Source organism: Saccharothrix sp. S26, assembly GCF_021390395.1.
In the GTDB taxonomy this organism is placed as follows: domain Bacteria; phylum Actinomycetota; class Actinomycetes; order Mycobacteriales; family Pseudonocardiaceae; genus Actinosynnema.
Window position 1 is genome coordinate 250,942 of the sequence record NZ_JAJUWT010000013.1, and the last position, 23,880, is coordinate 274,821.

Here is a 23,880-nt window from a genome sequence, read left to right on the forward strand (position 1 = left end):
CGATACAGTCCGCTCCTTCCCAGCGCCCCCACCACCAGCGCACCAAGGAGCCAGGATGCCGCCGCGGATCGCCGTCGTGATCCCCACCTACAACCGCGCCGAACTGCTCCGACGCACCCTCCACAGCCTCACCGACCAAACCCTCCCACCCGGCGACTACGAGATCGTCGTCGCCGACGACGGCTCCACCGACCACACCGCCGACGTCACCGCCGACTTCCACCACCACCTGCGACTGCGCTACCACCACCAACCCGACCAAGGCCGCCGCGTCGGACACGCCCGCAACGCGGGCGCACGCCTCACCACCGCACCCGTCCTCGCCTTCCTCGACGCCGGCACCCTCGCCGGCCCCGACTTCACCCGCGCCCACGCCGACGCCCACACCACCCACCCCGTCCTCAACCTCGGCTACGTCCACGGCTACCGCCCCTGGGACCCCACACCCGGCCTCGCCGAAGCCCTCACCACCCGAACCCCGAAGCAAGTCCACCAGCAGTTCCGGGACGACCCCGGCTTCCGCGACATCCGCCACGAACCCCTGGCCGCCGTCGACTTCCAGCCCGACCGCCTCGCCTTCCCCTGGCTCTACGCCTGGGGCCTGAACTGCTCGATGCGCCGCACCGACTTCGACGCCGTCGGCGGCTTCGACGAACGCTTCGTCGACTGGGGCACCGAAGACCTCGAACTCGGCTACCGCCTGCACAAGCACGGCCTGGCCACCCACTTCGACCTCGCCGCCTGGGCCGTCGAACCACCACACGACCGCGACACGGGGGAGATGCTCGCCTCCGCCAAGCGCACCATGCGCCAGTTCCTCGACAAGACCCACGAACCCGGCGTCGAACTCGTCTGGGCCGGCCTCGAACGAGACAACCCGCTCATCGCCGAAGCCGAACACCGCACCCTGACCGAGTGGACCGACCAGGCCCGCACCCTCGACGTCCGACCGGAGATCGACCACCACGTCGCGGACGCCGGGGGACCGGTGTGCGTCCTCGGCTGCGGCGACGACATCCCGGACACCGTGCCGGAAGGGAGCGTCCTGATCGACTTCGACGCCGACCTCCTGGCGAAGACCACCGGCGGACACACCCGCCACCACGCCATCGGCCTGCACATCCCGCTGCCGGACGCCTCGGTGCGGCGCGTCGTCGTCACGTCACGGCTCAACGGCATGTGGCGCACGTGGGGCGACATCATCACCGCGGAGGCGCGGCGGGTCGGCAGGGAAGCGCCCCGGATCGTCGCCCAACCTCGTACTTAACATAATGTAGATTATCGGCGTTACCGACAGGCTGGTCGGCAGGGGTCACGGGTGCCTCGAAGACCGGCCTGTCCAGCCCGTCGTCGACACATGTTCCGCACACACACCGCCGTCGCGTCCGACGGGCCGCGCGCACATCTACTGCCGCCCGCGCCGCAACGGCGACCGACGGGCGGCCACTGGGCAACGACCCAGCGGCCTCGTCGTGCGGGGAACGGCTGGAGGCCCGACTCGGGCCAACCGTCCCGGCACACCACCGGAGAAACGTCACAGTGACGGATCATGGGTGGTGTGTCGGGACGGCGACTCGATGCGCGCGCCGGTTCACACGAGCAGATGATCATGAAGGCCGGGGCCCCCAGGGCTCCCTGAATCCCCTTGGCGAACCCTCCAGGCCGCCAGGTCGCGCGCGCGATCGGTCGCGTGTGCACGTGAATGTGCGTCCCAAGGGCCGGACCGGGCCGACGGCGAGGCGTTCGAGAGTGGCATCCCCCGGTCGGAGCCCGAACCCCTTCCGGACCGACTTTTCATGGATAATTGCCATTATCCATGAATCACCACCAACGACCTGCGGAGCAGGCGGACTCCTGACGTGAGCCACGACGGCGGACATGCTGGCAGGCGGCCCCGCTCCCCTGATCAGCAGAAGGTCCAGACGACCGGCCGGGCTTGGAGAAGCCGCCTCCGCGAGGCCCTGCCACCCGCTGCGGGGTGGTGCGTTCCGTGGACGTCGCCCGGGCGGAAGGCCGCTCCCCTCCCCCGGGTCGATCGGTCGGCGGGCTCCCGCGGTGCCGAAATTGTCGGTGGTGTGCGGTAGGAAGATCGACATGTTGGTGGTTGCCGCTCAGGAGTCGTTCTTCCTCGCTCGTCGGCCGCGGAAGGATTCGCCGCACACGACGGCGGCGTACCGGCGTGATCTGGCCGGTGTCACGGCGTTGTTGGCGCAGGTGGCGGGTACTGCGCCGGACCGGTTGCGGATGGTGGATCTGACGGCGCGGAACTTGCGCGAGGCGTTCGGGGTGTTCGCGGACACGCATGCGAAGTCGTCGGTGTTGCGGGCGTGGTCGACGTGGAACCAGTTCTTGACGTTCTGCGTGGCCGAGGAGTTGGTGGCGGGTAATCCGATGGGTGCGGTGGCGCGGCCGAAGACGCCTCCGTTGGTGCCGAAGCCGTTGCGGGGTGAGGACACGCCGGAGCGGTTGTTGGCGGCGGCGGCGGAGGGTGCGCGGCGGGGGCGTGACCCGTGGCCGGAGCGGGACGTGCTGGTGTTGGCGTTGGGGTTGGTGGCGGGGTTGCGGTCGGCGGAGATGCGGACGTTGACGTTGGCGTCGGTGGTGGGTCGGCCGGGTGAGCGTCGGTTGCACGTGGCGGGCAAGGGCAATCGGGATCGGTCGGTGCCGATCGAGCCGGCGATGGATCGGATCATCGAGCAGTACCTGGTGTCGTGTCGGCGGCGTTTTCCGCAGGGGCGGTTCGATCGGGGGTCGGCGTTGTTGCGTGATCGGCACGGTGAGCCGATCGGGCGGGGTGGGTTGGAGTATTTGGTGCGGTCGTGCTTCCGGTGGGCGGGGTTGCACGACCGGGTGCCGTCGGGGGCGAATCTGCACGCGTTGCGGCACACGTTCGCGACGCGGTTGGCGGAGGACGGTGCGTCGGCGTCGGAGATCATGGCGTTGTTGGGGCACGCGTCGTTGGCGACGTCGCAGAACTACATCGAGGCGACGGCGCGTGAGCGGCGGGCGGCGGTGGCGGGTAATCGGACGTATGCGTCGTTGGCGCGGTTGCCTCGGCGGGAGTAGCGGGGTGCGGTGCGGGTGCCTGGGACGGCTGATTGTTAGCCCGTTCGGGTGACGTGCTGGTGCGGATCGTGCTGTTGGCGGGTAGTCACGTGGCATGAGGTCCGTGTGGCGTGGGGCGATCTCCTTCGGGTTGGTGACGATCGGTGTCCGGTTGTACACGGCCACGGAGGAGCACGACTTCCGGTTCCACCAGGTGCACCGGGAGGACGGTGGGCGCATCCGGTACAAGCGGGTGTGCCAGGTGTGCGGCGAGGAGGTCGCCTACGCCGACATCGCGAAGGGTTACGAGCTGGACGACGGTCGGGTCGTGGTGTTGGACGCCGAGGATTTCGACAAGTTGCCGTTGAACACCGATCACGCGATCGACGTGTTGGAGTTCGTGCCGGTCGACGAGGTGGATCCGATCTATTTCCAGAAGTCTTATTATCTGGAGCCGGACAAGGCGGCGACGCGTCCTTATGTGTTGTTGCGGACGGCGTTGGAGAACAGTGGTCAGTTGGCGGTGGTGAAGATCACGATTCGCCAGCGGGAGACGTTGGCGTTGTTGCGGGCGCGTGATGACGTGTTGGTGATGCACACGATGTTGTGGCCGGATGAGGTGCGGAAGCCGGATTTCGAGTTCTTGGGGTCGGATGTGGAGGTGCGGCCGCAGGAGTTGAAGATGGCGTCGTCGTTGGTGGACAGCATGGCGGGGTCGTTCGATCCGGGTGATTTCTCCGACGATTACACCGAGGCGATGCAGAAGGTGATCGAGGCGAAGGCGGAGGGTGCGGAGCTGCCGGAGCGGCCGGAGGCGGAGGAGTCCGGTGAGGTGATCGACCTGATGACGGCGCTGGAGCGGAGTGTGGAGCAGGCGAAGTCGGCGCGGGGTGGGAAGTCCGCGGGGCGCAAGCCCGCGGCGAAGAAGACGGCGTCGGCGTCGGCGGCGAAGGGTGCTGAGCGGAAGGCTCCGGCGAAGAAGAAGGCGAAGCCCGCCTGAGGGCGTGGCGGCGCGGATGGGCGGGGATCTTTCGGAGTACCGGCGCAAGCGGGATCCGGGGCGGACGCCGGAGCCGGTGCCGGGTGACGGGTCGGTGTTGCCGCGTGGTGGTGACGACACGTTCGTGATCCAGGAGCACCACGCGTCGCGGTTGCACTGGGATGTGCGGTTGGAGCGGGGTGGGGTGTTGGTGTCGTGGGCGGTGCCGAAGGGGTTGCCGCCGGAGCCGGGGACGATCCGGTTGGCGGTGCGGACCGAGGATCACCCGTTGGAGTACGCGTCGTTCTCGGGGGTGATCCCGAAGGGTGAGTACGGCGCGGGTGAGATGGTGATCTGGGATCGGGGTCGGTACGAGACGGTGAAGTGGTCCGACCGCGAGGTGGACGTGGTGTTGCACGGGGCGCGGGTGGAGGGTGAGTTCGTGTTCTTCCGCCGTGGTGGGGCGGGTGGGGGCAAGGACTGGATGGTGCGGCGGCGGCACGAGGCGGTGCGTGCGGATTGGGTGCCGTTGCCGGAGTGGGTCTCCCCCATGTTGGCGACGCCGGCGGTGGAGTTGCCGGGGCCCGAGTCGGGGTGGGCGTTCGAGTTCAAGTGGGACGGGGTGCGGGCGATCGCGCGGGTGGAGGGTGGGCGGGTGCGGTTGACGAGTCGGTTGGGCAATGACGTGACGGGGACGTACCCGGAGTTGCAGGGGTTGGGTGAGCAGCTGGGTGCGACGCAGGTGTTGTTGGACGGGGAGATCGTGGCGTTGGAGGGTGGTCGGCCGAGTTTCGGGGCGTTGCAGCGGCGGATGCACGCGTCGGCGGCGCAGGCGCGGCGGTTGGTGGGGCGGACGCCGGTGACGTTCCTGGTGTTCGACGTGTTGCACCTGGACGGCTCCCCCACGGTGGAGTTGCCGTATGAGCGGCGGCGGGTGTTGTTGGAGGGGTTGGGGTTGCGGGGTGCGCACTGGTTGACGCCGAGGGCGTTCCCGGGTGCGGGTGCGGAGGTGTTGGCGGCGAGTCGGGAGCAGGGGTTGGAGGGGGTGGTGGCGAAGCGGCTGGATTCGCGTTATGTGCCGGGTCAGCGGTCGCCGCAGTGGGTGAAGGTGACGTCGGTGGTGACGCAGGAGGTGGTGGTGGGTGGGTGGCGGCCGGGTGTGGGCAAGCGTGCGGGGTTGGTGGGGTCGTTGTTGTTGGGGATCCCGGACGCGGCGGGTGGGTTGGTGTTCGCGGGGTCGGTGGGGACGGGGTTCGACCGGGCGGAGTTGGAGCGGTTGACGGTGCGGTTGTCGGGGTTGGGGGTGCAGCGGTCGCCGTTCGGGTCGGAGGTGCCGCGGGAGCGGGCTCGGGGTGCGCGGTGGGTGCGTCCGGTGCTGGTGGGTGAGGTGGCGTTCCGGGAGTGGACGGCGGATGGGCGGTTGCGGTTCCCGACGTGGCGGGGGTTGCGGCCGGATCGGGAGCCCGGGGAGGTGCGGCGTGGTGGCGGCTGACGCGGTGGTGTCGGTGGAGGGTCGTCGGGTGAAGCTGACGAACCTGGGCAAGGTGTTGTACCCGGAGGTGGGGTTCACCAAGGCCGAGGTGATCGACTACTACACGCGGATCGCGCCGGTGTTGTTGCCGCACGTGGCGGGTCGGCCGATGACGGTGCGGCGGTATCCGAACGGGGTGGACGGGAAGTCGTTCTTCGAGAAGAACGTGCCGTCGCACGCGCCGGAGTGGGTGCGGACGGTGCGGGTGGAGACGCCGGGGTCGTCGCGGGGTGCGGAGTTCGCGGACTTCGTGGTGGTGGAGGACTTGGCGACGTTGGTGTGGTTGGCGAACCTGGCGGCTTTGGAGTTGCACGTGCCGCAGTGGACGGTGGGTGCGCGGGGTGGGCGGCGCTCCCCCGACCTGGTGGTGTTCGACCTGGATCCGGGTGAGCCGGCGACGGTGGTGGAGTGCTGTCGGGTGGCGTGCCGGGTGCGGGAGGTGTTGGTGGCGGACGGGTTGGCGCCGGTGGTGAAGACGTCGGGGTCGAAGGGGTTGCAGGTGTACGCGGCGGTGTCGGTGTCGTCGCCGGAGCGGACGTCGGAGTACGCGAAGGGGGTGGCGCGGCGGTTGGCGCGGGAGTGGCCGCGGGAGGTGGTGTGGCGGATGGCGAAGGCGGAGCGGACGGGGCGGGTGTTGATCGACTGGTCGCAGAACAACCCGGCGAAGACGACGGTGGCTCCGTACTCGTTGCGGGCTCGGGCGCGGCCGTCGGTGTCGACGCCGGTGTCGTGGGAGGAGGTGGAGGGATGTCGGGTGGTGGAGGACCTGGTGTTCCTGGCCGACGAGGTGCGGGAGCGGGTGGGGTCGGGTGGTGATCTGTTCGCGCCGGGAAAGCCGTCGCGGTTGCCGCGGTGAGCGGCTTATCCTGGCCTGCTGACCGGGCGAGGACAGGGGGCGTGTCGTGGGGTTGTCGGAGGAGGAGATCCGGGCGGCGTACGTGGGTGGTGCGCCGAGGTTGTCGGGTCGGGTGGTGCTGGTGGAGTACGACCCGGCGTGGCCGGGGTTGTACGAGCGTGAGGCGGCGCGGATCCGGGCCGTGCTGGGTGGTGTGGTGGTGGGGTTGGCGCACGTGGGGTCGACGTCGGTGCCGGGGTTGGCGGCGAAGCCGATCGTGGACGTGGTGTTGACGGTGGCGGATTCGGCGGACGAGGGGTCGTACGTGCCGGCGTTGGAGGCGGCGGGGTACGTGTTGCGGATCCGGGAGCCGGGGTGGTTGGAGCACCGGATGTTCAAGGGGCCGGACACGGACGTGAACCTGCACGTGTTCACGGCGGGTGAGCCGGAGGTGGCGCGGATGCTGGCGTTCCGGGACCGGTTGCGGGTGTCGGAGGAGGATCGCCGGTTGTACGAGGGGGTGAAGCGGGGGTTGGCGGCGCGGGACTGGGAGTACTTGCAGCAGTACGCGGACGCGAAGGCGGAGGTGGTGGCCGACATCCTCGGCCGCGCCTGACCCGTGTTCGCGGGTGTGTCTGTCCCCCGGTGGCGTGTCCCCCGGGTGGTTGGTGTGTGGTCGCGGTCGGGAGGGTTCGCGGGTGCGGTTCGGGGTGTTGGGTCCGATGGTGGTGCGGCGTGCGGACGGGACGGAGGTGCGGGTCGGTGGGCCGCGGTTGCGGGCGTTGTTGGCGGTGTTGGCGGTCGAGGCGGGTCGGGTGGTGGGTGTCGACCGGCTGATCGGGGCGTTGTACGGGTCGCGTCCGCCGGTGGGTGCGGGTAACGCGATCCAGTCGCAGGTGTCGCGGTTGCGGTCGTTGGTGGACGTGGAGGTGGAGCGGTCGGCGTCGGGGTACCGGCTGGTGGTGGATCCGGGTGAGGTGGACGCGCTGCGGTTCGAGGAGCTGGTGGCGCGGGGGTTGCCGGGTGAGGCGTTGGCGTTGTGGCGTGGTCCGGCGTTGGCGGACGTGGGTGACGCGCCGTTCGCGGCGGTGTGCGTGGCGCGGTGGGAGGAGTTGCGGCTGCGGGCGGTGGAGGAGCACGACGGGGCGTCGGTGGGGTTGTTGCGGGAGTTGGTGGCGGCGCACCCGACGCGGGAGCGGTTGGTGGCGCGGTTGGTGCGGGTGTTGCACCGGGAGGGGCGGCAGGCGGAGGCGTTGGCGCTGGTGGAGCGGACGCGGCGGGTGTTGGCGGAGGAGTTGGGGTCGGACCTCTCCCCCGTGTTGGCGGACGCGCACGGCGAGGTGGTGCGGGGTGAGCGGCCGGCGGTGCGGCGGGTGTTGCCGGCGCAGTTGACGAGTTTCGTGGGGCGGGAGCGGGAGGTGCGGGAGGTCGGTGAGGCGTTGGCGTCGTCGCGGTTGGTGACGTTGACGGGGCCGGGTGGTGCGGGCAAGACGCGGTTGGCGGTGGAGGTGGCGTCCGGTGCGCCGGATGAGGTGTTTTTCGTGGACTTGGCGCCGTTGGCGGTGGGTGGTGACGTGCCGCGGGCGGTGGTGTCGGCGTTGGGGTTGCGGGAGGACGGGTTGCGGCCGGTGACGGCGCCGGTGGCGCGGTTGGTGGCGGCGTTGCAGGACCGGCCGGTGTTGGTGGTGCTGGACAACTGTGAGCACGTGGTGGAGGACGCGGCGGCGTTGGTGGGCGGGTTGTTGGCGTCGTGCGCGCGGTTGCGGGTGTTGGCGACGTCGCGGGAGGCGTTGGGGGTGACCGGTGAGGTGGTGCGGCCGGTGCCGCCGTTGGAGGCCGGTGGTGCGGGGTCGGCGGCGGTGCGGTTGTTCGCGGATCGGGCGGTGGCGGTGAACCCGTCGTTCCGGCTGGATCCGGGGACGGCGGAGGTGGTGGTGGGGATCTGTCGGGCGTTGGACGGGTTGCCGTTGGCGATCGAGTTGGCGGCGGCGCGGGTGCGGTCGTTGCCGGTGGTGGAGGTGGCGTCGCGGTTGGGTGACCGGTTCCGGTTGTTGTCGCGGGGCAGTCGGGCGGCGGTGGCGCGGCATCGGACGTTGCACGCGGTGGTGGAGTGGAGTTGGGGGTTGTTGGACGAGGAGGAGCGGGTGTTGGCGCGGCGGTTGACGGTGTTCCGGGGCGGGGCGACGTTGGGGTCGGCGGCGGCGGTGTGCGGGGTGGCGGGGACGGATGAGGTGTTGCCGTCGTTGGCGGACAAGTCGTTGGTGGAGGTGTCCGGGGACCGGTACCGGATGTCGGAGACGATCCGGGCGTTCTGCGCGCGGCGGTTGGCGGAGTCGGGTGAGGAGCGGGAGGTGTCGGGTGCGCACGCGCGGTATTTCGCGGGGTTGGCGGCGGAGGCGGCGCCGCACCTGTACGGGGAGGGGCAGTTGGTGTGGTTGGGGCGGTTGGCGGCCGAGCACGAGGACCTGACGGCGGCGGTGCGGTGGGCGGCGGGCCACGAGCGGGGGTTGGCGTTGCGGTTGGCGGCGGACCTGGGGTGGCCGTGGTGGTTGCGGGGGTTGCGGTCGGAGGGTGCGGCGTTGGCCGCGGAGGTGGTGCGGGCGGTGGGTCCGACGCCGCCGGAGGGGTTGGCCGAGGAGTACGTGTTGTGCCTGGTGAACGCGTCGTCGGCGGGGTTGGCGGGGTTGCCGGGCACGCCGTCGCCGCGTGATCCGCTGCCGGCGGGGTTGGTCGGTCCCCCGGCGCGGCCTTTTCTGACGGTGTTGTGGGGTATGGCGCACGGGGTGCCGCAGGTGGATGTGGCGGGGTTGGCGGTGGTGCGGGAGCGGTTGGTGGGGTCGGATCCGTGGAGTCGGGCGTTGGACCGGTTGGGTGCGGGGATGCAGCACCGGTACGCGGGGCGGCTGTCGCGGGCGCGGGAGGAGTATGCGGCGGCGTTGGCGGGGTTCCGGGCGGTGGGTGAGCGGTGGGGCATGTCGTTGGCGTTGTCGCAGTTGGCGGAGGCGGCGCAGGTGGACGGTGGGCCGGCGGCGGCGTTGGGGTTCTTGGACGAGGCGTTGGAGTTGTCGCGGTCGTTCGGGGTGACCGAGCACACGGCGAACCTGTTGTGCCGCCGGTCGGAGTGGGCGTGTCGGGCCGGTGACCTGGATCGTGCGGCGGCCGACGTGGAGGAGGCGGCGGTGGTGGCGCGGTCGCAGGGCGCGGTGGAGACGTTGGCGCTGGCGTGGTTGGGCGCGGCGGAGGTGGCGCGTCGGCGTGGTGATCTCGACGGTGCGCGGTGGTGGTGCGCGGAGGCGTTGCGGGTGTGCCCGCGGGGGTGGTTCGGGCCGGACGAGGTGCGGGCGTCGGTGCTGGTGGCGTCGGGTCGGGTGGAGTTGGCGGGCGGTGACCGGGAGGCGGCGCTGCGGGCGTGGGGTGAGGCGGCGGGGTCGGCGCGGGACTGGGGCAACCGGGTGGTGCTGGCGCGGGTGGTGGAGGCACATGCCGGGTTGGCGGTGGTGGACGGCGACTGGGAACGGGCGGCGTTGTTGGCGGGTGCGGCGCGCGGGTTGCGGGGTGGTGGCGCGGTGGCCGATCCGGAGGTGGTGTCGGTGGAGGCGGCGGCGCGGGAGGCGTTGGGCGGGTCGGTGTTCGCGCGGGTGTCGGCGCGCGGGGCCGCGTCGGGGTGGGACGCGGTCGCCGGGCTGCTGGGTGGGTGAGGGTGGTGCGGGGGTCAGCGGGGTGGGAAGGCGCGCAGGTGCTCGACGAGGAAGTCCGGGTCGTCCAGCCACGGGAAGTGCCCGGCGTGGGGTTGTTCGACGTAGGTGGCGTCGGGGATGAGGTCGACGAGCTGTCGCACGAGGTGCGGTGGTGACAGCGGGTCGGCGCCGCCCGCGTAGACCAGGACGGGGATGTCGAGGGCGGCGAGGGCGCGGCGGGTCCGGCCGGGGGTGAACGCGCCGTCGGCGGCGTAGCCGGCTTGTGCGTCGGGTGAGGCTTCGGCGGGTTCGGCGGCGGCGTGGGCGCGGGCCCGGTCGTCCCAGCGCCCGTAGAACAGGGGTGCGGCGGCTTGTCGGTTGGCGGGGGTGCCGTGGCCTTGGCTCCACGCCGTGAGGGCGGCGGTGGCCTCGGCGAACCACGGCTGGTGGGCGTGCACGCGCAGGTGTTCGGCCCAGTCGGTTTCGGTGGGTGAGGCGCCGATGGCGCGCAGCGCGGGGGTGAGCAGGATCAGCGAGGCGAGCCGGTCGGGGTGGTGTTCGGCGTAGGCCATGGCGATGCCGGCGCCGGCGGAGTGGCCGAGCAGGTCGACGCGGTCCAGGCCGAGGTGGGCGCGCAGGGCGTCGACGTCGGCGGCGAGCCGGTCGCGCCGGTAGGTGGCCGGGTCGGCGGGTGCGTCGGAGTCGCCGGTGCCGCGGTTGTCCAGCAGCAGCAGGGTGCGGTGGCGGTGCAGCCCGCCGAGGTCGCCGAGGTAGGAGGAGGCGCGGCCGGCCCCTCCGGGCACGCACAGCAGCGGCGGTCCGTCGCCGGTCTGGTGGTAGGCGAGGGTGGTGCCGTCGTGGGCGGTGAACCGGGGCATGGGCGCATCTTCTCCTAGGCTGGTGGCATGCCGAGAATCGCCACCGCCGACACGGTGTCCCGAGACGAGTTGGTCGAGTTCCTGCGGCCCCGCCACCGAGCCCTGCTGGTCACCGCGCGCGCCGACGGGCGGCCGCAGGTGTCGCCGGTGACGTGCGGGGTGGACGGCGAGGGTCGGGTGGTGGTGTCGACGTACCCGCAGCGGGCGAAGGCGCGCAACGCCCGGCGTGACGACCGGGTGACGGTGTGCGTGCTGTCCGACGACTGGGACGGCCCGTACGTGCAGGTGGACGGTCGGGCGGAGGTGGTGGACCTGCCGGAGGCGCTGGAGCCGCTGGTGGACTACTACCGGTGCATCGCCGGGGAGCACCCGGACTGGGACGAGTACCGGGAGGCGATGCGCCGCCAGGGCAAGTCGCTGATCCGGGTGACGATCGAGCGTTGGGGTCCGATCGCGACCGGCGGTTTCCCGCCTGAACTGGCCGGCTGACGGGTTCGGCTTCTCGACGGTCGGGCGCGGGGGTGCGACCACTCCCCCGCGCCGGTGGCCGTCGGGCCGGTGGTGCGCCTCGTTCGGCGGGTGTCGGTCGGTTCGCGGTCGTGTCGGGCTTGGTGGGGTCAGGCGTGGGCGCGGGCGGTGGCGCACCAGGCGCCGCCCCAGCCGGCGGGGTTCTCCAGCAGGGCGAACACGGCCCCGGCGGGGTCGGCGACCGCGGCGACGGCACCGGTGGGCACGTCCTTCGGTCCGGACAGGACGGTCCCGCCCATGTCGGTGGCCTCGGCGAGGGCGCGGGTGAGGTCAGGGACGGAGAAGTAGCAGGTCCAGCCGCCGGTCGCGGCCAGGCGTCCGGCGACGGGGCGGCGGTCGTCGGCGACGGCGGCGTCGTAGAGGGTGAACTCGCCGTCCGGGTCGCGGACCTGCCAGCCCAGCTCCCCCGCCCAGCGGTCGTCGGCGTCGCCCATCAGCTCCACCCAGCACGGTTCGCCGGGGCGGGGCGGGGGTGCCCAGGGGCCGTGCAGGACGCGGCCGGGGTCGACGGCGACGGCCGGGTCGAGGTCGCGGGCCCGCGTGCCGGCGAACACGATGCGCCAGCCTTGCCCGCCGGGTCGCACGTGGGTGGCGAGCCGGTCGCCGACCCAGCCGGTGAACGAGCCGTCCGGCTCGGCGATGATCACCCAGCCGAGCAGGTGGGCGTAGAACTCGGCGGTCGGTTCGGGGCGGGTGGTGCTCAGCTCGACGCGGCGGACACCGCGCGCGGGGCTGTCGGGGGTACCGGGCACGGCGTGGGCTTCCCATCGGGGCGGGCGGCGGGGTCAGGAACGCGACCCATCCTCCGCACCGGCCAGGCGTGGCGACAATGCGCCGTTCGGCCGCTGCGACTGCGCCGGGAGGATGTGCGCGAGCGGCAGGGGCCTGCCGAGGTGGAAGCCCTGCCCGATCCGCACGCCCAGCCGGGCGAGCGCGTCGACCTGGGCGGGGCGTTCGACCCATTCGGCGACGGCGGACAGGCCCAGGCCCCGGGCGATCTGGACGATGCCGGCGACGAGGACGGCGTCGGTGGAGCGTTCGTCGATGCCGCGCACGAACTCGCCGTCGATCTTGATGCCGGTGATGGGCAGGTGCTTGAGGTGGACGAACGAGCCGAACCCGGAGCCGAAGTCGTCGAGGATGATGCGGCAGCCGAAGCCGCGCAGTTGCAGGGCCAGGGCGCGGGCGGCGTCGAGGTTGGTCACCGCGGCGGTCTCGGTGATCTCCAGGCCGAGGCGTCCGGGTGCGACGCCGGCGGTGGCGAGGCGGTCGAGCACGAACCCGCCGAAGTCCTCGTCCTCCAGGGTGCGGCCGGAGATGTTGACGTTGAACCGCAGGTCGGGGTCGGGGTGGCGGACGAGGGCGTCGATCGCGGTGGACAGCACCCACCGGTCGATGTCGAGGACCAGGTCGGAGCGTTCGGCCTCGGGCAGGAACTCGGCCGGGCCCAGGTACGGCTCCTGGGCGTCCTCCAGCCGCAGCAGCAGTTCGTGGCCCAGGGTCTGGCCGGTGGCCAGCTCGACCATCGGCATGGCGTGCAGGGCCAGGCCGCCGTGGTCGAGGGCGGCGCGCAGCCGGTCGAGCACCGAGACGCGTTTGGCGGTGTCGGCGTAGTGGCCGGGTTCGTAGACGGTGACGCGGTTGCGGCCGGCGGCTTTCGACGCGTACAGGGCGAGGTCGGCGTTGGCCAGCACCAGTTCCCAGGTGTCGCCGGGCCCGTACTCGGCGACCCCGGTGGACACCGTGAGGCTGCGGGCGGCGCCGACCAGCGGCAACGCGGCCACGGCGTCGCGCAGGCCCTCGGCGACGCGGGCGGCGTCGGCGGGGGTCGCTCCGGGCAGCACGACGGCGAACTCGTCGCCGCCGAGCCTGCCGATCAGCTGCGAGGGCGACAGGCGTGACCGCAGCGCCGAGGCCAGCGTCTTCATCAGCCGGTCGCCGACGGCGTGGCCGCGCAGGTCGTTGACGTCCTTGAAGTTGTCCAAGTCCAGCAGCAGCATCGCGCCGGGTCCGCCGCCGGCGAGCTGCCGTTCCAGCTCGCGGGTCACCGCGCGCCGGTTCGCCAGTCCCGTCAGCGGGTCCTGTTCGGCCAGCGCGAGCAGCTCGTCGTGCACGCGGCGGGCGCGGGTGATGTCGTGCGCGGTGCCCAGCACCCGCAGCGGCGAGCCGTCCTCGTCGGCGACGACCTCGCCGAAGCACTCGAACCAGCGCTCGACGGCGCCGTCGGCGGGCCGCATGCGGTGGGTGAAGGAGAACCCCGCGCCCGACCGCATGGCCTCCTGGAGGGTGGCCTGGATCATGGGCAGGTCGTCGGGGTGCACGAGCGCGGCGTAGCCGTCGAAGTCCAGCTCGGCGTCCGGCGGGAACCCGAACATCTCCAGCAGCGTGTCCGACCACACCACGCGGTCCTCGGCGATGTGCCACTCCCACGTGCCCATCCGGCCCAGCACCTGGGCGCGGCGCAACGCGTCGGCCTCGTGGGTGGCCTCCAGCTCCCGGTCGCGCCACGCGGTGACGTCCACCACCCGGTACAGCAGCTGCTCGACCGCGGTGTCGGTGGTGTCGGTGGTGGTGTCGGTGGTGGGGTCGAGGTGCTGGCAGGTGACCTCCAGCCAGCGGTGCCCCTTGCGGTAGGCGCTGGGGGTGAGCAGCGCCAGGCCCGAGCGGGGCCGTTCGGGGGCGCCGGGCAGCAGCGCGGGCAGCGACCGGCCGACCACGTGGTCCACCGGCACGCCCAGGATCTCCGCCAGCGCCGGGTTCACCCAGGCCAGCGTGCCGTTCGCGTCCGTCACACCGAAACCGACGTCGGCCCGGTCGAGCACCTCGCGGTGCAACGCGCCGTTGCCGTTCACGCGCCCCTCCTCGCCCACCCGCGCGTCATGATGGTCGAGACCACACGCGGTGGGCAAGCCGACACTGTTCAGCGCAACCGCTCCAGACCCCGCGCGGTGTCGACCAGTTCCCCCGCCAGCCGCCGCAGCTCCGCACCGTCCGCACCGTCCGCGGCCGCGGTGGCCACGTCCTCGGCGGCGCACCGCAGCTGGAACAGCCGGTCCTGCAGGTCGGCCAGCTCCCCCGCGGACAGCACCACCGCGTCCTCGGGCAGCCCGCCGCGCTGCACCGCGGCCCGGCGTTCGTAGGCGCGCTGCCGGCACGGCTGCGCGCAGTACCGGCGGGGCCGCCCGATCCGGCCGCTGTCGGGCAGGCGGCGTCCGCACCAGGCGCAGTGCCTGGCTTCCTCACGGCGCGCCGCGACGGCCTCGGTCACCAACTCCATGGCCGGCGACGGTAGCCCGCTACCCACCGGTCACCCCCGCGCCACGCCGCCAGGGCACACTCCGGGTGTGACCGAGAACCACCCGTACCTGTCCGGACCGCACCCGCGCGCGTTCGCCCACCGGGGCTGGCACCTCGACGAGCTGTCGGGGATGGAGAACTCGCTGGCGGCGTTCCGCCGCGCCACCGCGGAGGGCTACCGGTACCTGGAGACCGACGTGCACGCCACCTCCGACGGGGTGGTGGTCGTGCACCACGACGCGGTGCTGGACCGCACCACGGACGCGTCCGGTCCGGTGGCGTCGCAGCCGTGGTCGGCGGTGCGGCGGGCCAACGTGGGCGGGCGGGAGCCGATCGCGCGGCTGGAGGACCTGCTGGAGGAGCTGCCGGAGGCGTTGGTGAACATCGACGTCAAGGCCGACTCGGCGGTGGAGCCGGTGCTGGGGGTGCTGCGCCGCGCGGACGCGCTGCACCGGGTGTGCCTGGCGTCGTTCTCCGACCGGCGGCTGGCCCGGCTGCGGCGGTTGGGCGGTCCGGGGCTGTTGACGTCGATGGGGCCGCGGTCGGCGGGTGCGCTGTGGGCGGCGGGCCGGGTGCCGCTGGTAAGGCTGCCGGTGCGGGGCATGGTGGCGCAGGTGCCGGTGACCCAGGGCCGGCTGCTGGTGGTGGACGGCCGGTTCGTCCGCGCCGCGCACCGCCGCGGTCTGGAGGTGCACGTGTGGACCATCGACGAGGAGGCGGAGATGCGGCGGCTGCTGGACCTCGGGGTGGACGGGCTGGTCACCGACCGGCCGGACCGGCTGCGGGACGTGCTGGTCGACCGGCGGGCGTGGGCCGGCTGAGCCGCGCCCGGTGGCGGGCGGGAGGACGGTTGGCAACAGGTTGGTGGTGATCACCACGAACGGGTGGCCCGCGATATACAGTCCGCCCCCATGAGCGTGGCCGACAGCACCGCACCCGCCGTGGACCGCAGGCGGGAACAGCGCGGGTGGACCTGGTACGACTGGGCGAACTCGGTGTTCCCCACCTCCGTGGTGACCGTGTTCCTCTCCGGCTACCTCACCGCGGTGGCCAAGGAGGCGGCCATCGCCGACACCGCCCGCAACGGCCAGGACGCCTGCGCCGACGGGCCGCTGCGGCAGTGCGACATCTCCCTGTTCGGCGCGTACTTCCCCGCCGGGTCGCTGTGGGGCTACCTGCTGTCGATCGCCACGGTCGTCCAGGTCGTGGTGCTGCCCGTCATGGGCGCGATCGCCGACCGCACCCAGAACAAGAAGCGCATGCTCGGCGGCCTGGCGTTCACCGGCTCGGCCGCCACGATCGCGCTGGCGGCGGTCGGCGGCGACAACTGGCACCTCGGCGTCGCCCTGTTCATCCTGGGCAACATCTGCTACGGCGCGTCGGTCGTCGTGTACTACGCGTTCCTGCCCGAGATCGCCGGTCCGGACGAGCGCGACGCGGTGTCCTCGCGCGGCTGGGCGTTCGGCTACCTGGGCGGCGGCCTGGCCCTGGCGGTGCAGTTGGCGTTGTTCATCGGCCACGACGCCATCGGGCTGAGCGAGGGCGCGGCGGTGCGCGTCGGTTTCGTCCTGTCGGGCCTGTGGTGGGCCGGGTTCACGCTCATCCCGCTGGCGCGGCTGCGGCAGCACCAGCCGCCGCACGGCGCGGAGTCCGGCGCGTCGGTGATCACCGCCGGGTTCGCCGAGCTGCGCCAGACCGCCAAGCAGGCCCGGCTGTTCCCGCTGACCCTGGCGTTCCTGGGCACCTACCTCATCTACACCGACGGCATCGCCACCGTCGCCAACGTCTCCGCCCAGTACGGCCGCGACGAGCTCAAGCTCGACGAGACCGTGCTGATCACCACGATCCTGATCGTGCAGTTCGTCGCGTTCTTCGGCGGGATGCTGCACGGCCGGGTGGCCAGGTCGTGGGGCGCGAAGCGCACCATCATGGTCAGCCTGTGCGTGTGGATCGTGGTGATCGGCGCGGCGTTCTTCGTGCAGGCCGGGCAGCAGACCCAGTTCTACGCCCTGGCCGCGGGGATCGGGCTGGTGCTGGGCGGCACGAACGCGTTGTCGCGGTCGCTGTTCAGCCAGATGATCCCGCCCGGCCGCGAGGCGCAGTACTTCTCGCTCTACGAGGTCGGCGAGCGGTCCACGTCGTGGCTGGGGCCGCTGGTGTTCGCCGGGGTCGGGCAGGCCACCGGGTCGTTCCGGCTGGCGATCATCTCGTTGGTGGTGTTCTTCGTGGTCGGGTTCGTGCTGATGATCTTCGTGCCGGTGCGCAGGGCGATCGCCGCCTCCGGCAACCCGGTGCCCGCGAAGGTGTGAGGTGTCGGTCCGGGGCGGCCCGGACCGACAAGGTCAGGCGGCGGGTACGGGCACGCGGGCCGACCAGGGCCGCGACACCGCCACCACGACCACCGCGATCAGCCACGCCAGCAGCATCGTGCCGGTCGACAACGCCGGCACGACCACGACCGACGCGATCCCCGCGACCAGGGCGACGGGCGCGACCGCCCACCACCGCCGTGACACCGGCGGCGACTCCCGGTGGAACGCCGCCACCGCCGCGACCGCGGTCACCAGCGCCGGCACGTGCCACACCAGCGCCGGCCACGGCACCGGCCCGGCCGCCGCCGACGCGACCAGCGACACCGCCGCCCCCACGCCCAGCAGCCCCGCCGCGACCCGACCCGGCACGCGCCGACCCGCGACCAGCGCCGCGAACGCCACCACCGCCACCACGTCGTACCACCAGCCCCGGTCGTCGCCGACCGACCCGACGCGCGCGGCCACCGTCCACGACTGCGCCGCCGCCACCAGCTGCCCGAGCAGCCCGGTCAACGCCAGCACCCGTGCCGCCGTCCCCGCCGCGCGCCCGGCCGCCAGCCGCACCCGCACCGCCAACGCCAGCGTCGCGCCCGCCTCGCCCCAGCCCGGCCACCCGTGCTCCAGGTCCAGCTCGTCGTCGCGGTCGGCCAGGAAGATGCCGACCATCTCCTCCTCGCGCTCGGCCCGGTACCAGGCGGGCAGCACCCGCAGCAGCGCCCGGTAGCGGCGTTCCAGGTTCGACCTCACAGCGCACCCCTCGCCTTGAGCACCGACGACGCGGCGCGCACGTTCGCCGACAGCCGGGCCACCTCCGCCGACAACGCCCGCACCCCGGCGTCGGTGAGCCGGTAGTAGCGGCGCAGCCGACCCTGGTGGACCTCCTCGCGGTCCCGCTCGGCCAGCCCTTCGGCGACCAGCCGGTCCAGCACCCCGTACAGCGTGCCGACCCGCAGCCGCATCCGGCCCTCCGACAGCCCTTCGACCGCGCGCACGATCGCGTAGCCGTGCAACGGCTCCTCCGCCAACGCGGTGAGCACCAGGAACACCTGCTCCGACATACCTCTCACACCGCAGGTTATACCGCTTCGCGATATATCTCGGCAACAAGTCCGGAGGGGGTGGCGCGGAAGCCGGTAGGGGCGGGAGCCGCCGTCACCACACCTGCCCCGCCGCCACGCCCCACACCCACCAACCCCGACCGCACCCGGCCGACCGCACCCCACCCCTGCCACATCCACCACCCCTGCCACATCCACCACCGCGCCGAGGATGCTCCGTCGAGCCCGAGCCCGAGCACGAGGTCGAGGCCGTGGGGCGTGGGACGTGGGCCGAGAAGCGAGGTCACAGCGGTCCCCGACCGCCGGCCGCCCAGGGCTCTCCCCCGCGCCGCACGCCCGGCCGCGGGGCGGGATGTCGGCGCGTCGTGCCGGGCGGTGTGGAAGGCCGGCGGGTCGTTCGTCGGACTCGCCCGTTAGGGTGGCCGCCCGTGGAACCGATCATCCCCGCCCCGGACCCGACCGACGCGCTGTCCTCCGTGCCCGCCGCGGGCGCGGGTCGTGGGCTGCCGGCCACGGGGCGGCTGCGGTTCTTCTTCGGGCCCATGGACTGCGGCAAGTCGACGTTGGCGTTGCAGATCGACCACAACCAGGCCCGGCAGGGTCGGCGGGGGTTGCTGCTGGTGCGGCACGACCGGTCGGGGACGCCCACGATCTCCAGCCGGATGGGGTTGGCCCGCAACGCGCTGGAGGTGCACGAGGGCATGGACCTGTGCGTGCTGGTGCGCGAGCACTGGGCGCGCGGCCGCCGGGTGGACTACGTGATCGTCGACGAGGCGCAGTTCCTGTCCGGCGAGCAGGTCGACCAGCTGGCGGAGCTGGCCGACGACGCCCACCTGGAGGTCTACTGCTTCGGTCTGGCCACCGATTTCCGCAGCACGCTGTTCCCGGGTTCGCAGCGGCTGTTCGAGCTGGCCGACGAGCTGAACGCGATCCAGGTCGAGGTGTTGTGCTGGTGCGGGCGGGCGGGTCGGTTCAACGCCCGCGTGCACGACGGCGACGTGGTGCGCGCCGGGGACACGGTGCTGGTCGCGGACACCTCCGCCGCGGACGCCTCCGAGGTCCGCTACCAGGTGCTGTGCCGCACGCACTACCGCACCGGCGACCTGGGTCCGCACGCCGTGGACGGCCACCAGCTCAGCCTGGCCTGACCCGGGCTGGACGCGCCGCACCGCCTCGTCCCACAATGGGCAAGCCCTGTTGCCGGAATCGGGACACCCCATGAGCGACGACGCCACCGCCGACGACCCGACCGACGAGGTGCTGGACAAGGTCGGTGAGCGGCTGCGACACCTGCGCACCAGCCGGGGTGCGACGCTGGCCGACCTGGCCGCGGCGACCGGGATCTCCAAGAGCACCCTGTCGCGGCTGGAGTCGGGGCAGCGGCGTCCGAGCCTGGAGCTGCTGCTGCCGATCGCCCGCGCGCACCGGGTGCCGTTGGACGAGTTGGTGGGCGCGCCGCCGGTCGGGGATCCGCGGATCCGGCCGGTGCCGGTGCGCCGCAACGGCATGACGGTGCTGCCGCTGACCCAGCAGCCGGGCGGTCTTCAGGCGTACAAGATGATCATCCCGCCGCGGGGGGAGCCGGATCCGCGCACGCACACCGGCTACGAGTGGCTCTACGTGCTGTCGGGGCGGTTGCGGCTGGTCCTGGCCGACCACGACGTGGTGCTCGCGCCCGGGGAGGCGGCGGAGTTCGACACGCGGTTGCCGCACTGGTTCGGCCCGGCGGGCGCGGAGCCGGTGGAGATCCTGAGCCTGTTCGGCAAGCAGGGCGAGCAGATCCACATGCGCACCCGCCGCCGGACCTGACCGGCGGGTGCGGTCACACTGTGGTGATGACGGGCGGGTCGGGGACGGGTGGGCGGCGCAGCGCCGGGATCCTGCTGCACCGGGTGGTCGACGGCGAGCGGCAGGTGCTGCTCGGGCACATGGGCGGGCCGTTCTGGGCGCGCAAGGACGAGGGCGCGTGGTCGATCCCCAAGGGCGAGCCGGAGGGTGACGAGGAGCCGCTGGCCACGGCGTACAGGGAGTTCGCCGAGGAGCTGGGCGTGCCGGTGCCCGAGGGGGTGCCGGTGCCGTTGGGCGAGGTCCGGCAGTCCGGCGGCAAGGTGGTGGCGGCGTGGGCGGTGGAGGCCGACCTGGACCCCGAACGGGTGGTTCCCGGGACGTTCACCCTGGAGTGGCCGCGCGGGTCCGGGGTCGTGCGGGAGTTCCCCGAGGTGGACCGCGTGGCCTGGTTTCCCCTCGCCCAGGCGGGGGTAAAAGTGGTGAAGGCCCAACGGGAGCTGCTCGACCGCCTCGCCGAAATCCACTCTTTCGGGTGACACTGAAGTCATCGATCGGATAAAGCGTCCGATTGGACGTTTGGGTGCGGTCCGGACGGGTGATTCATCCTCATGTCCGCCACCGAGCACACTCGCGCCGCCACCGAGCGTGGCGGCGGCCCCGACGATCGTGAAAATGACTTTGCGTGACCGTAAGCATGACGGACGTCACTACCGGCGAGTTAAACCCGCCGTAACGTCGCCGTCCGTGTTCGGTCTAAGCTGTCGCAGCCGCACGTCTTCTGCCAGGACTGCTCCATCAGTGTGATGGGGTCGCCCGGTAGCTTGATAACGCGTCACGAACCGGCCGCGATTGCATCCCTTAGGAGGAAGCCTTCGTTGACGGGTGAAGGACGTCACTGTGGGCGACGATGACCGTGAAGCCGGGAACGAACGGAGCAGTCCGATCGTTGCACTCGGTGAGCAACAAGCCTGGGCCCCGGCCCTGAGCCGAGCGAAAGGACACCGCCATGGCCGACCGCGTTCTACGGGGTAGCCGGCTCGGAGCAGTCAGCTACGAGACCGACCGCAATCACGACCTCGCCCCGCGCCGGTCGGTGCGGTACGCCTGCCCCAAGGGCCACGACTTCGAGGTCCCGTTCTCCGACGACGCCGAGATCCCGCACACCTGGGAATGCCGCCTGCACGGCCAGGAGTCGAAGATCATCGACGGCACCGAGCCGGAGCAGAAGAAGGTCAAGCCGCCGCGCACGCACTGGGACATGCTCCTGGAGCGGCGCACGATCCCGGAGCTCGAGGAGCTGCTGGACGAGCGGCTGGAGGAGCTGAAGGGGCGGCGCACCCGCACCGCCTGAGCCTCGTGACGTGCGAAGGGGCCCACCGGATCGGTTCCGGTGGGCCCCTTCGGCGTGCGCCGGGTCGGGCGCGCGGGGTCTAGCGGTTGCTGGGGGTCTTGGTCTTGTTGGGGGCGAGCAGGTCGCGCAGCTGGGTGCCGCGGCGGCGCAGGCCCCACTTGGTGACGCGGATGAGCGCTTCGCGGACGATGTCGCCGCTCATCTTGGACACGCCGATCTCACGCTCGGTGAACGTGATCGGGACCTCGACGACCCGGTAGCCGAGTTCGATGGTGCGCCAGGCGAGGTCGATCTGGAAGCAGTAGCCCGCGGAGGCGACGTTGTGCAGCTTGAGGTTGCGCAGCACGTCGGTGCGGTAGGCGCGGAACCCGGCGGTGATGTCCTTGACCGACGCGCCGAGCGCGAGCCGCGAGTACAGGTTGGCGCCGCGGGAGAGGAACTCGCGCTTCTTGGGCCAGTTGACCACGGTGCCGCCGGGCACGTAGCGGGAGCCGATGACCAGGTCCGCGTCGTGCAGGGCGTCGAGCATGCGGGGCAGGTCCTCGGGGGCGTGGGAGCCGTCGGCGTCCATTTCCACGAGCACCTGGTAGCCGCGGTCCATGCCCCAGCCGAACCCGGCGATGTAGGCGGCGCCGAGTCCCGCCTTCTCGGTGCGGTGCAGCACGTGCACGCGGTCGTCGTCGGCGGCCATCTCGTCGGCCAGCTGTCCTGTGCCGTCGGGGCTGCCGTCGTCCACCACGAGGGCGTGCACGGTCGGCAGCGCGGTGTGCAGCCGCTTCACGATCTTCCCGATGTTGTCCCGCTCGTTGTAGGTCGGGATCACCACCAGCACCGGCCCGAGCTCGCGGTCAGGCTGCGCCTGCTGGTCCGCCATCCGTTTCCTCCTCGCCGACCCCAGCACCGGGGGTCGGACGCGTCCGTCGTCGTGTCACTGTCAAGGCGATCGCCACGGCCGTCAGGCCCAGAGCGGTCATCACCCACTCGGGCCATGCGCCGAGCCGGGTGGCCAGCGTAGCCTCCCCGCGCAGCCCGACCGTGGCCACCAGCGCGTCGGCGGTGAACAGGCCGGTCCGGCGGGTGACGGTGCCGTCGGGGGCGACGATGGCGCTGACGCCGCTCGTGGCGGCGACGATCACGGATTTGCCGTGTTCGACGGCCCGGACCCGGGACATGGCCAGCTGCTGGTAGGTCATCTCGGTGTAGCCGAAGGTGGCGTTGTTGGTGGGGATGGCGATGAGGTTCACGCCGTCGGTGATCGAGTCGCGGACCACGTTGTCGAACGCGACCTCGTAGCAGGTGTCCAGCGCCACCTTGGCGGGGCCCATGGTGAAGCCCTCGGGGTCGGTGCCGGGTTGGAACGTGCCGGCACGGTCGACCGCGGAGGTGAAGATCCGGAAGAAGTCGCGGTAGGGCATGGTCTCGCCGAAGGGTTGCAGCTGCCGCTTGGTGTAGGTGTCGGTGGGGCCGACGCCGGGTTCGTAGAGCACGACGGTGTTGCGGGGCAGCTTGTCGTCGGGGTCGATGACGACGGCGCCGACGGCGATGGGCGCGTGGATGGCCTCGACGGCGCTCTGGATGCGGGTGGCGGCGTCGACGTTGCGGAAGGGGTCGATGTCGGAGGAGTTCTCCGGCCAGATGACCAGGTCGGGCTGGGCGGCGCGGCCGGCTTCGACGTCCTCGGCCAGTTGCAGGGTGCGGGCGACGTGGTTGTCGAGCACGGCGCGGCGTTGGGCGTTGAAGTCCAGGCCGGCGCGGGGCACGTTGCCCTGGATGGCGGCCACGGTGACGGTGCCCTGGTCGGGTTCGGTGTGCACGAGGGCACCGGCCGCGACGCCGGCGACCAGCGGCAGCACGAGGCCGGGCAGGGCGAGTTTCGGGTTGCGGCCCAGGTGGGCGGCGGCCAGGCCGGTGAGGGCGACGGCGAACCCGACCAGCGGCGCGCCGCCGATCGCGGCCAGCGGCAGGTACCAGCCCTCGGGCTGACCGAAGGCGATCTTGCCCCAGGGGAACCCGCCGAAGGGCACGACGGCGCGCAGGGCCTCGTCGGCGACCCAGACCAGCGCCATCCACACCGGCGCGCCGGGCAGGCGGGACACGACGGCCATGGCGGCGGTGCCCAGGGCGATGAGCAGCGCGCACAGCAGCGCCAGCGGCAGCCAGGCGATGAGGCCGACGAACTCGCCGGTCCACCGCAGCAGCGGCGCCATGAACGCCAGCCCCCACACCAGGCCGAGGCCGAACCCGGCGCGGGCGCGGCGGCCGTGCAGCAGCACGCCGAGGGCGGCGAACCCGAGGGGCGCGAGCCACCAGGTGGTGCGCGGGGGGAAGCTGAGGAACACCGCGGCCCCGCCCGCGGCGGCCAGCAGCAGGCGCAGCAGGGTGCCGCGCACGTCCCGGCGTCGGGCGGGGGGCGTGTCGGCGACGGGTTCATCCGGCGTCACGGGGGCTGCGACCACCGGATCAGCCTACGAGCCCGCGGTCACGATCCCGCAGCCAGCCCGCCCGGCCACCGGGACCGCGCTCCTCCCCCGGCCGGGCCCTGTTCCGGCCGCCGGTGGGGTGTCGTGCGGGGGTGGGTGGACGTGTGGGGTGGGCGGGGGT

22 protein-coding genes are annotated in these 23,880 nt (G+C 72.4%); 14 read left to right on the forward strand and 8 right to left on the reverse strand.

All coding sequences use genetic code 11. From position 1 onward, the window contains the following. The first annotated feature begins 55 nt into the window (after positions 1-55). The 7 genes from LZG04_RS22680 to LZG04_RS22710 all read left to right on the forward strand — a co-directional run bounded on the left by LZG04_RS22680 (position 56) and on the right by LZG04_RS22710 (position 10,088). A complete protein-coding gene (locus LZG04_RS22680) occupies positions 56-1,267 on the forward strand; it encodes a glycosyltransferase family 2 protein (protein WP_233819879.1) in 1,212 nt (403 codons plus the stop codon). Between the two features lie 827 nt (positions 1,268-2,094). Continuing rightward, a complete protein-coding gene (locus LZG04_RS22685) occupies positions 2,095-3,066 on the forward strand; it encodes a tyrosine-type recombinase/integrase (protein ID WP_233819881.1) in 972 nt (323 codons plus the stop codon). Between the two features lie 94 nt (positions 3,067-3,160). After that, complete coding sequence (locus tag LZG04_RS22690) at positions 3,161-4,045, forward strand: Ku protein (RefSeq protein WP_233819887.1); 885 nt, start codon at positions 3,161-3,163, stop codon at positions 4,043-4,045. Between the two features lie 16 nt (positions 4,046-4,061). Beyond that, the gene (ligD, locus tag LZG04_RS22695; RefSeq protein WP_233819888.1) at positions 4,062-5,516 is read left to right on the forward strand and encodes a non-homologous end-joining DNA ligase; all 1,455 of its coding nucleotides are present in this window, start codon (positions 4,062-4,064) and stop codon (positions 5,514-5,516) included. After that, on the forward strand, positions 5,503-6,411 hold the full coding sequence (gene ligD, locus LZG04_RS22700; protein ID WP_374202853.1) for a non-homologous end-joining DNA ligase: 909 nt from the start codon (positions 5,503-5,505) through the stop codon (positions 6,409-6,411). The genes ligD (LZG04_RS22695) and ligD (LZG04_RS22700) overlap by 14 nt, the downstream gene beginning before the upstream one ends. Positions 6,412-6,457: 46 nt before the next feature. Further along, a complete protein-coding gene (locus tag LZG04_RS22705) occupies positions 6,458-7,006 on the forward strand; it encodes a GrpB family protein (protein WP_233819891.1) in 549 nt (182 codons plus the stop codon). An 82-nt stretch (positions 7,007-7,088) separates the two neighbouring features. Beyond that, positions 7,089-10,088, forward strand: coding sequence for a BTAD domain-containing putative transcriptional regulator (locus LZG04_RS22710; RefSeq protein WP_233819892.1), 3,000 nt, complete (start codon positions 7,089-7,091; stop codon positions 10,086-10,088). 14 nt (positions 10,089-10,102) lie between these two features. On the opposite strand, the gene LZG04_RS22715 is transcribed toward LZG04_RS22710, so the two are convergent. Next, positions 10,103-10,945 (reverse strand): alpha/beta fold hydrolase, encoded by an 843-nt coding sequence (locus LZG04_RS22715; protein WP_233819894.1) that lies wholly within the window; start codon positions 10,943-10,945, stop codon positions 10,103-10,105. A 27-nt stretch (positions 10,946-10,972) separates the two neighbouring features. Here LZG04_RS22715 and LZG04_RS22720 point away from each other — a divergent pair, with 27 nt between their 5' ends. Then, entirely contained in the window at positions 10,973-11,434 is a 462-nt protein-coding gene (locus tag LZG04_RS22720) for a PPOX class F420-dependent oxidoreductase (protein WP_233819895.1), read from the forward strand. Between the two features lie 128 nt (positions 11,435-11,562). On the opposite strand, the gene LZG04_RS42655 is transcribed toward LZG04_RS22720, so the two are convergent. From LZG04_RS42655 to LZG04_RS22735, 3 genes are all read right to left on the reverse strand, one after another. Next, complete coding sequence (locus LZG04_RS42655) at positions 11,563-12,225, reverse strand: VOC family protein (RefSeq protein ID WP_233819896.1); 663 nt, start codon at positions 12,223-12,225, stop codon at positions 11,563-11,565. Positions 12,226-12,258: 33 nt separating this feature from the next. Continuing rightward, complete coding sequence (locus LZG04_RS22730; protein ID WP_233819898.1) at positions 12,259-14,325, reverse strand: bifunctional diguanylate cyclase/phosphodiesterase; 2,067 nt, start codon at positions 14,323-14,325, stop codon at positions 12,259-12,261. Positions 14,326-14,393: 68 nt separating this feature from the next. Continuing rightward, positions 14,394-14,750 (reverse strand): hypothetical protein, encoded by a 357-nt coding sequence (locus LZG04_RS22735; RefSeq protein WP_141974896.1) that lies wholly within the window; start codon positions 14,748-14,750, stop codon positions 14,394-14,396. Between the two features lie 67 nt (positions 14,751-14,817). On the opposite strand from LZG04_RS22735, the gene LZG04_RS22740 reads away from it, so the two are divergent. Continuing rightward, positions 14,818-15,591 carry a glycerophosphodiester phosphodiesterase family protein gene (locus tag LZG04_RS22740; RefSeq protein WP_233819902.1) on the forward strand — a complete coding sequence of 258 codons (774 nt, stop codon included), beginning with the start codon at positions 14,818-14,820 and terminating at the stop codon, positions 15,589-15,591. Between the two features lie 90 nt (positions 15,592-15,681). After that, on the forward strand, positions 15,682-17,079 hold the full coding sequence (locus tag LZG04_RS22745; protein WP_233819903.1) for an MFS transporter: 1,398 nt from the start codon (positions 15,682-15,684) through the stop codon (positions 17,077-17,079). A 33-nt stretch (positions 17,080-17,112) separates the two neighbouring features. Here the strand turns inward: LZG04_RS22745 and LZG04_RS22750 are convergent, their stop codons facing one another. Both LZG04_RS22750 and LZG04_RS22755 read right to left on the reverse strand, forming a co-directional pair. After that, positions 17,113-17,829, reverse strand: coding sequence for a hypothetical protein (locus tag LZG04_RS22750; RefSeq protein WP_233819904.1), 717 nt, complete (start codon positions 17,827-17,829; stop codon positions 17,113-17,115). Continuing rightward, positions 17,826-18,140 (reverse strand): PadR family transcriptional regulator, encoded by a 315-nt coding sequence (locus LZG04_RS22755; protein WP_233819905.1) that lies wholly within the window; start codon positions 18,138-18,140, stop codon positions 17,826-17,828. The genes LZG04_RS22750 and LZG04_RS22755 overlap by 4 nt, the downstream gene beginning before the upstream one ends. 428 nt (positions 18,141-18,568) lie before the next feature. Between LZG04_RS22755 and LZG04_RS22760 the strand changes: the two genes are divergently transcribed. From LZG04_RS22760 to LZG04_RS22775, 4 genes are all read left to right on the forward strand, one after another. After that, on the forward strand, positions 18,569-19,288 hold the full coding sequence (locus LZG04_RS22760) for a thymidine kinase (RefSeq protein ID WP_233819906.1): 720 nt from the start codon (positions 18,569-18,571) through the stop codon (positions 19,286-19,288). Positions 19,289-19,358: 70 nt separating this feature from the next. Further along, positions 19,359-19,949, forward strand: a complete 591-nt coding sequence (locus LZG04_RS22765) for a helix-turn-helix domain-containing protein (RefSeq protein ID WP_233819908.1) — start codon at positions 19,359-19,361, stop codon at positions 19,947-19,949. 26 nt (positions 19,950-19,975) lie between these two features. Then, a complete protein-coding gene (locus LZG04_RS22770; RefSeq protein WP_233819910.1) occupies positions 19,976-20,464 on the forward strand; it encodes an NUDIX domain-containing protein in 489 nt (162 codons plus the stop codon). Positions 20,465-20,934: 470 nt separating this feature from the next. Further along, a complete protein-coding gene (locus LZG04_RS22775) occupies positions 20,935-21,279 on the forward strand; it encodes an RNA polymerase-binding protein RbpA (protein WP_233819912.1) in 345 nt (114 codons plus the stop codon). Positions 21,280-21,358: 79 nt separating this feature from the next. Here LZG04_RS22775 and LZG04_RS22780 read toward each other — a convergent pair whose 3' ends face one another. Then, positions 21,359-22,153, reverse strand: a complete 795-nt coding sequence (locus LZG04_RS22780; RefSeq protein WP_233819914.1) for a polyprenol monophosphomannose synthase — start codon at positions 22,151-22,153, stop codon at positions 21,359-21,361. Further along, positions 22,128-23,735 carry an apolipoprotein N-acyltransferase gene (gene lnt, locus LZG04_RS22785; protein ID WP_233819915.1) on the reverse strand — a complete coding sequence of 536 codons (1,608 nt, stop codon included), beginning with the start codon at positions 23,733-23,735 and terminating at the stop codon, positions 22,128-22,130. Before lnt ends, LZG04_RS22780 begins: the two co-directional genes overlap by 26 nt. Positions 23,736-23,880: the final 145 nt, after the last annotated feature.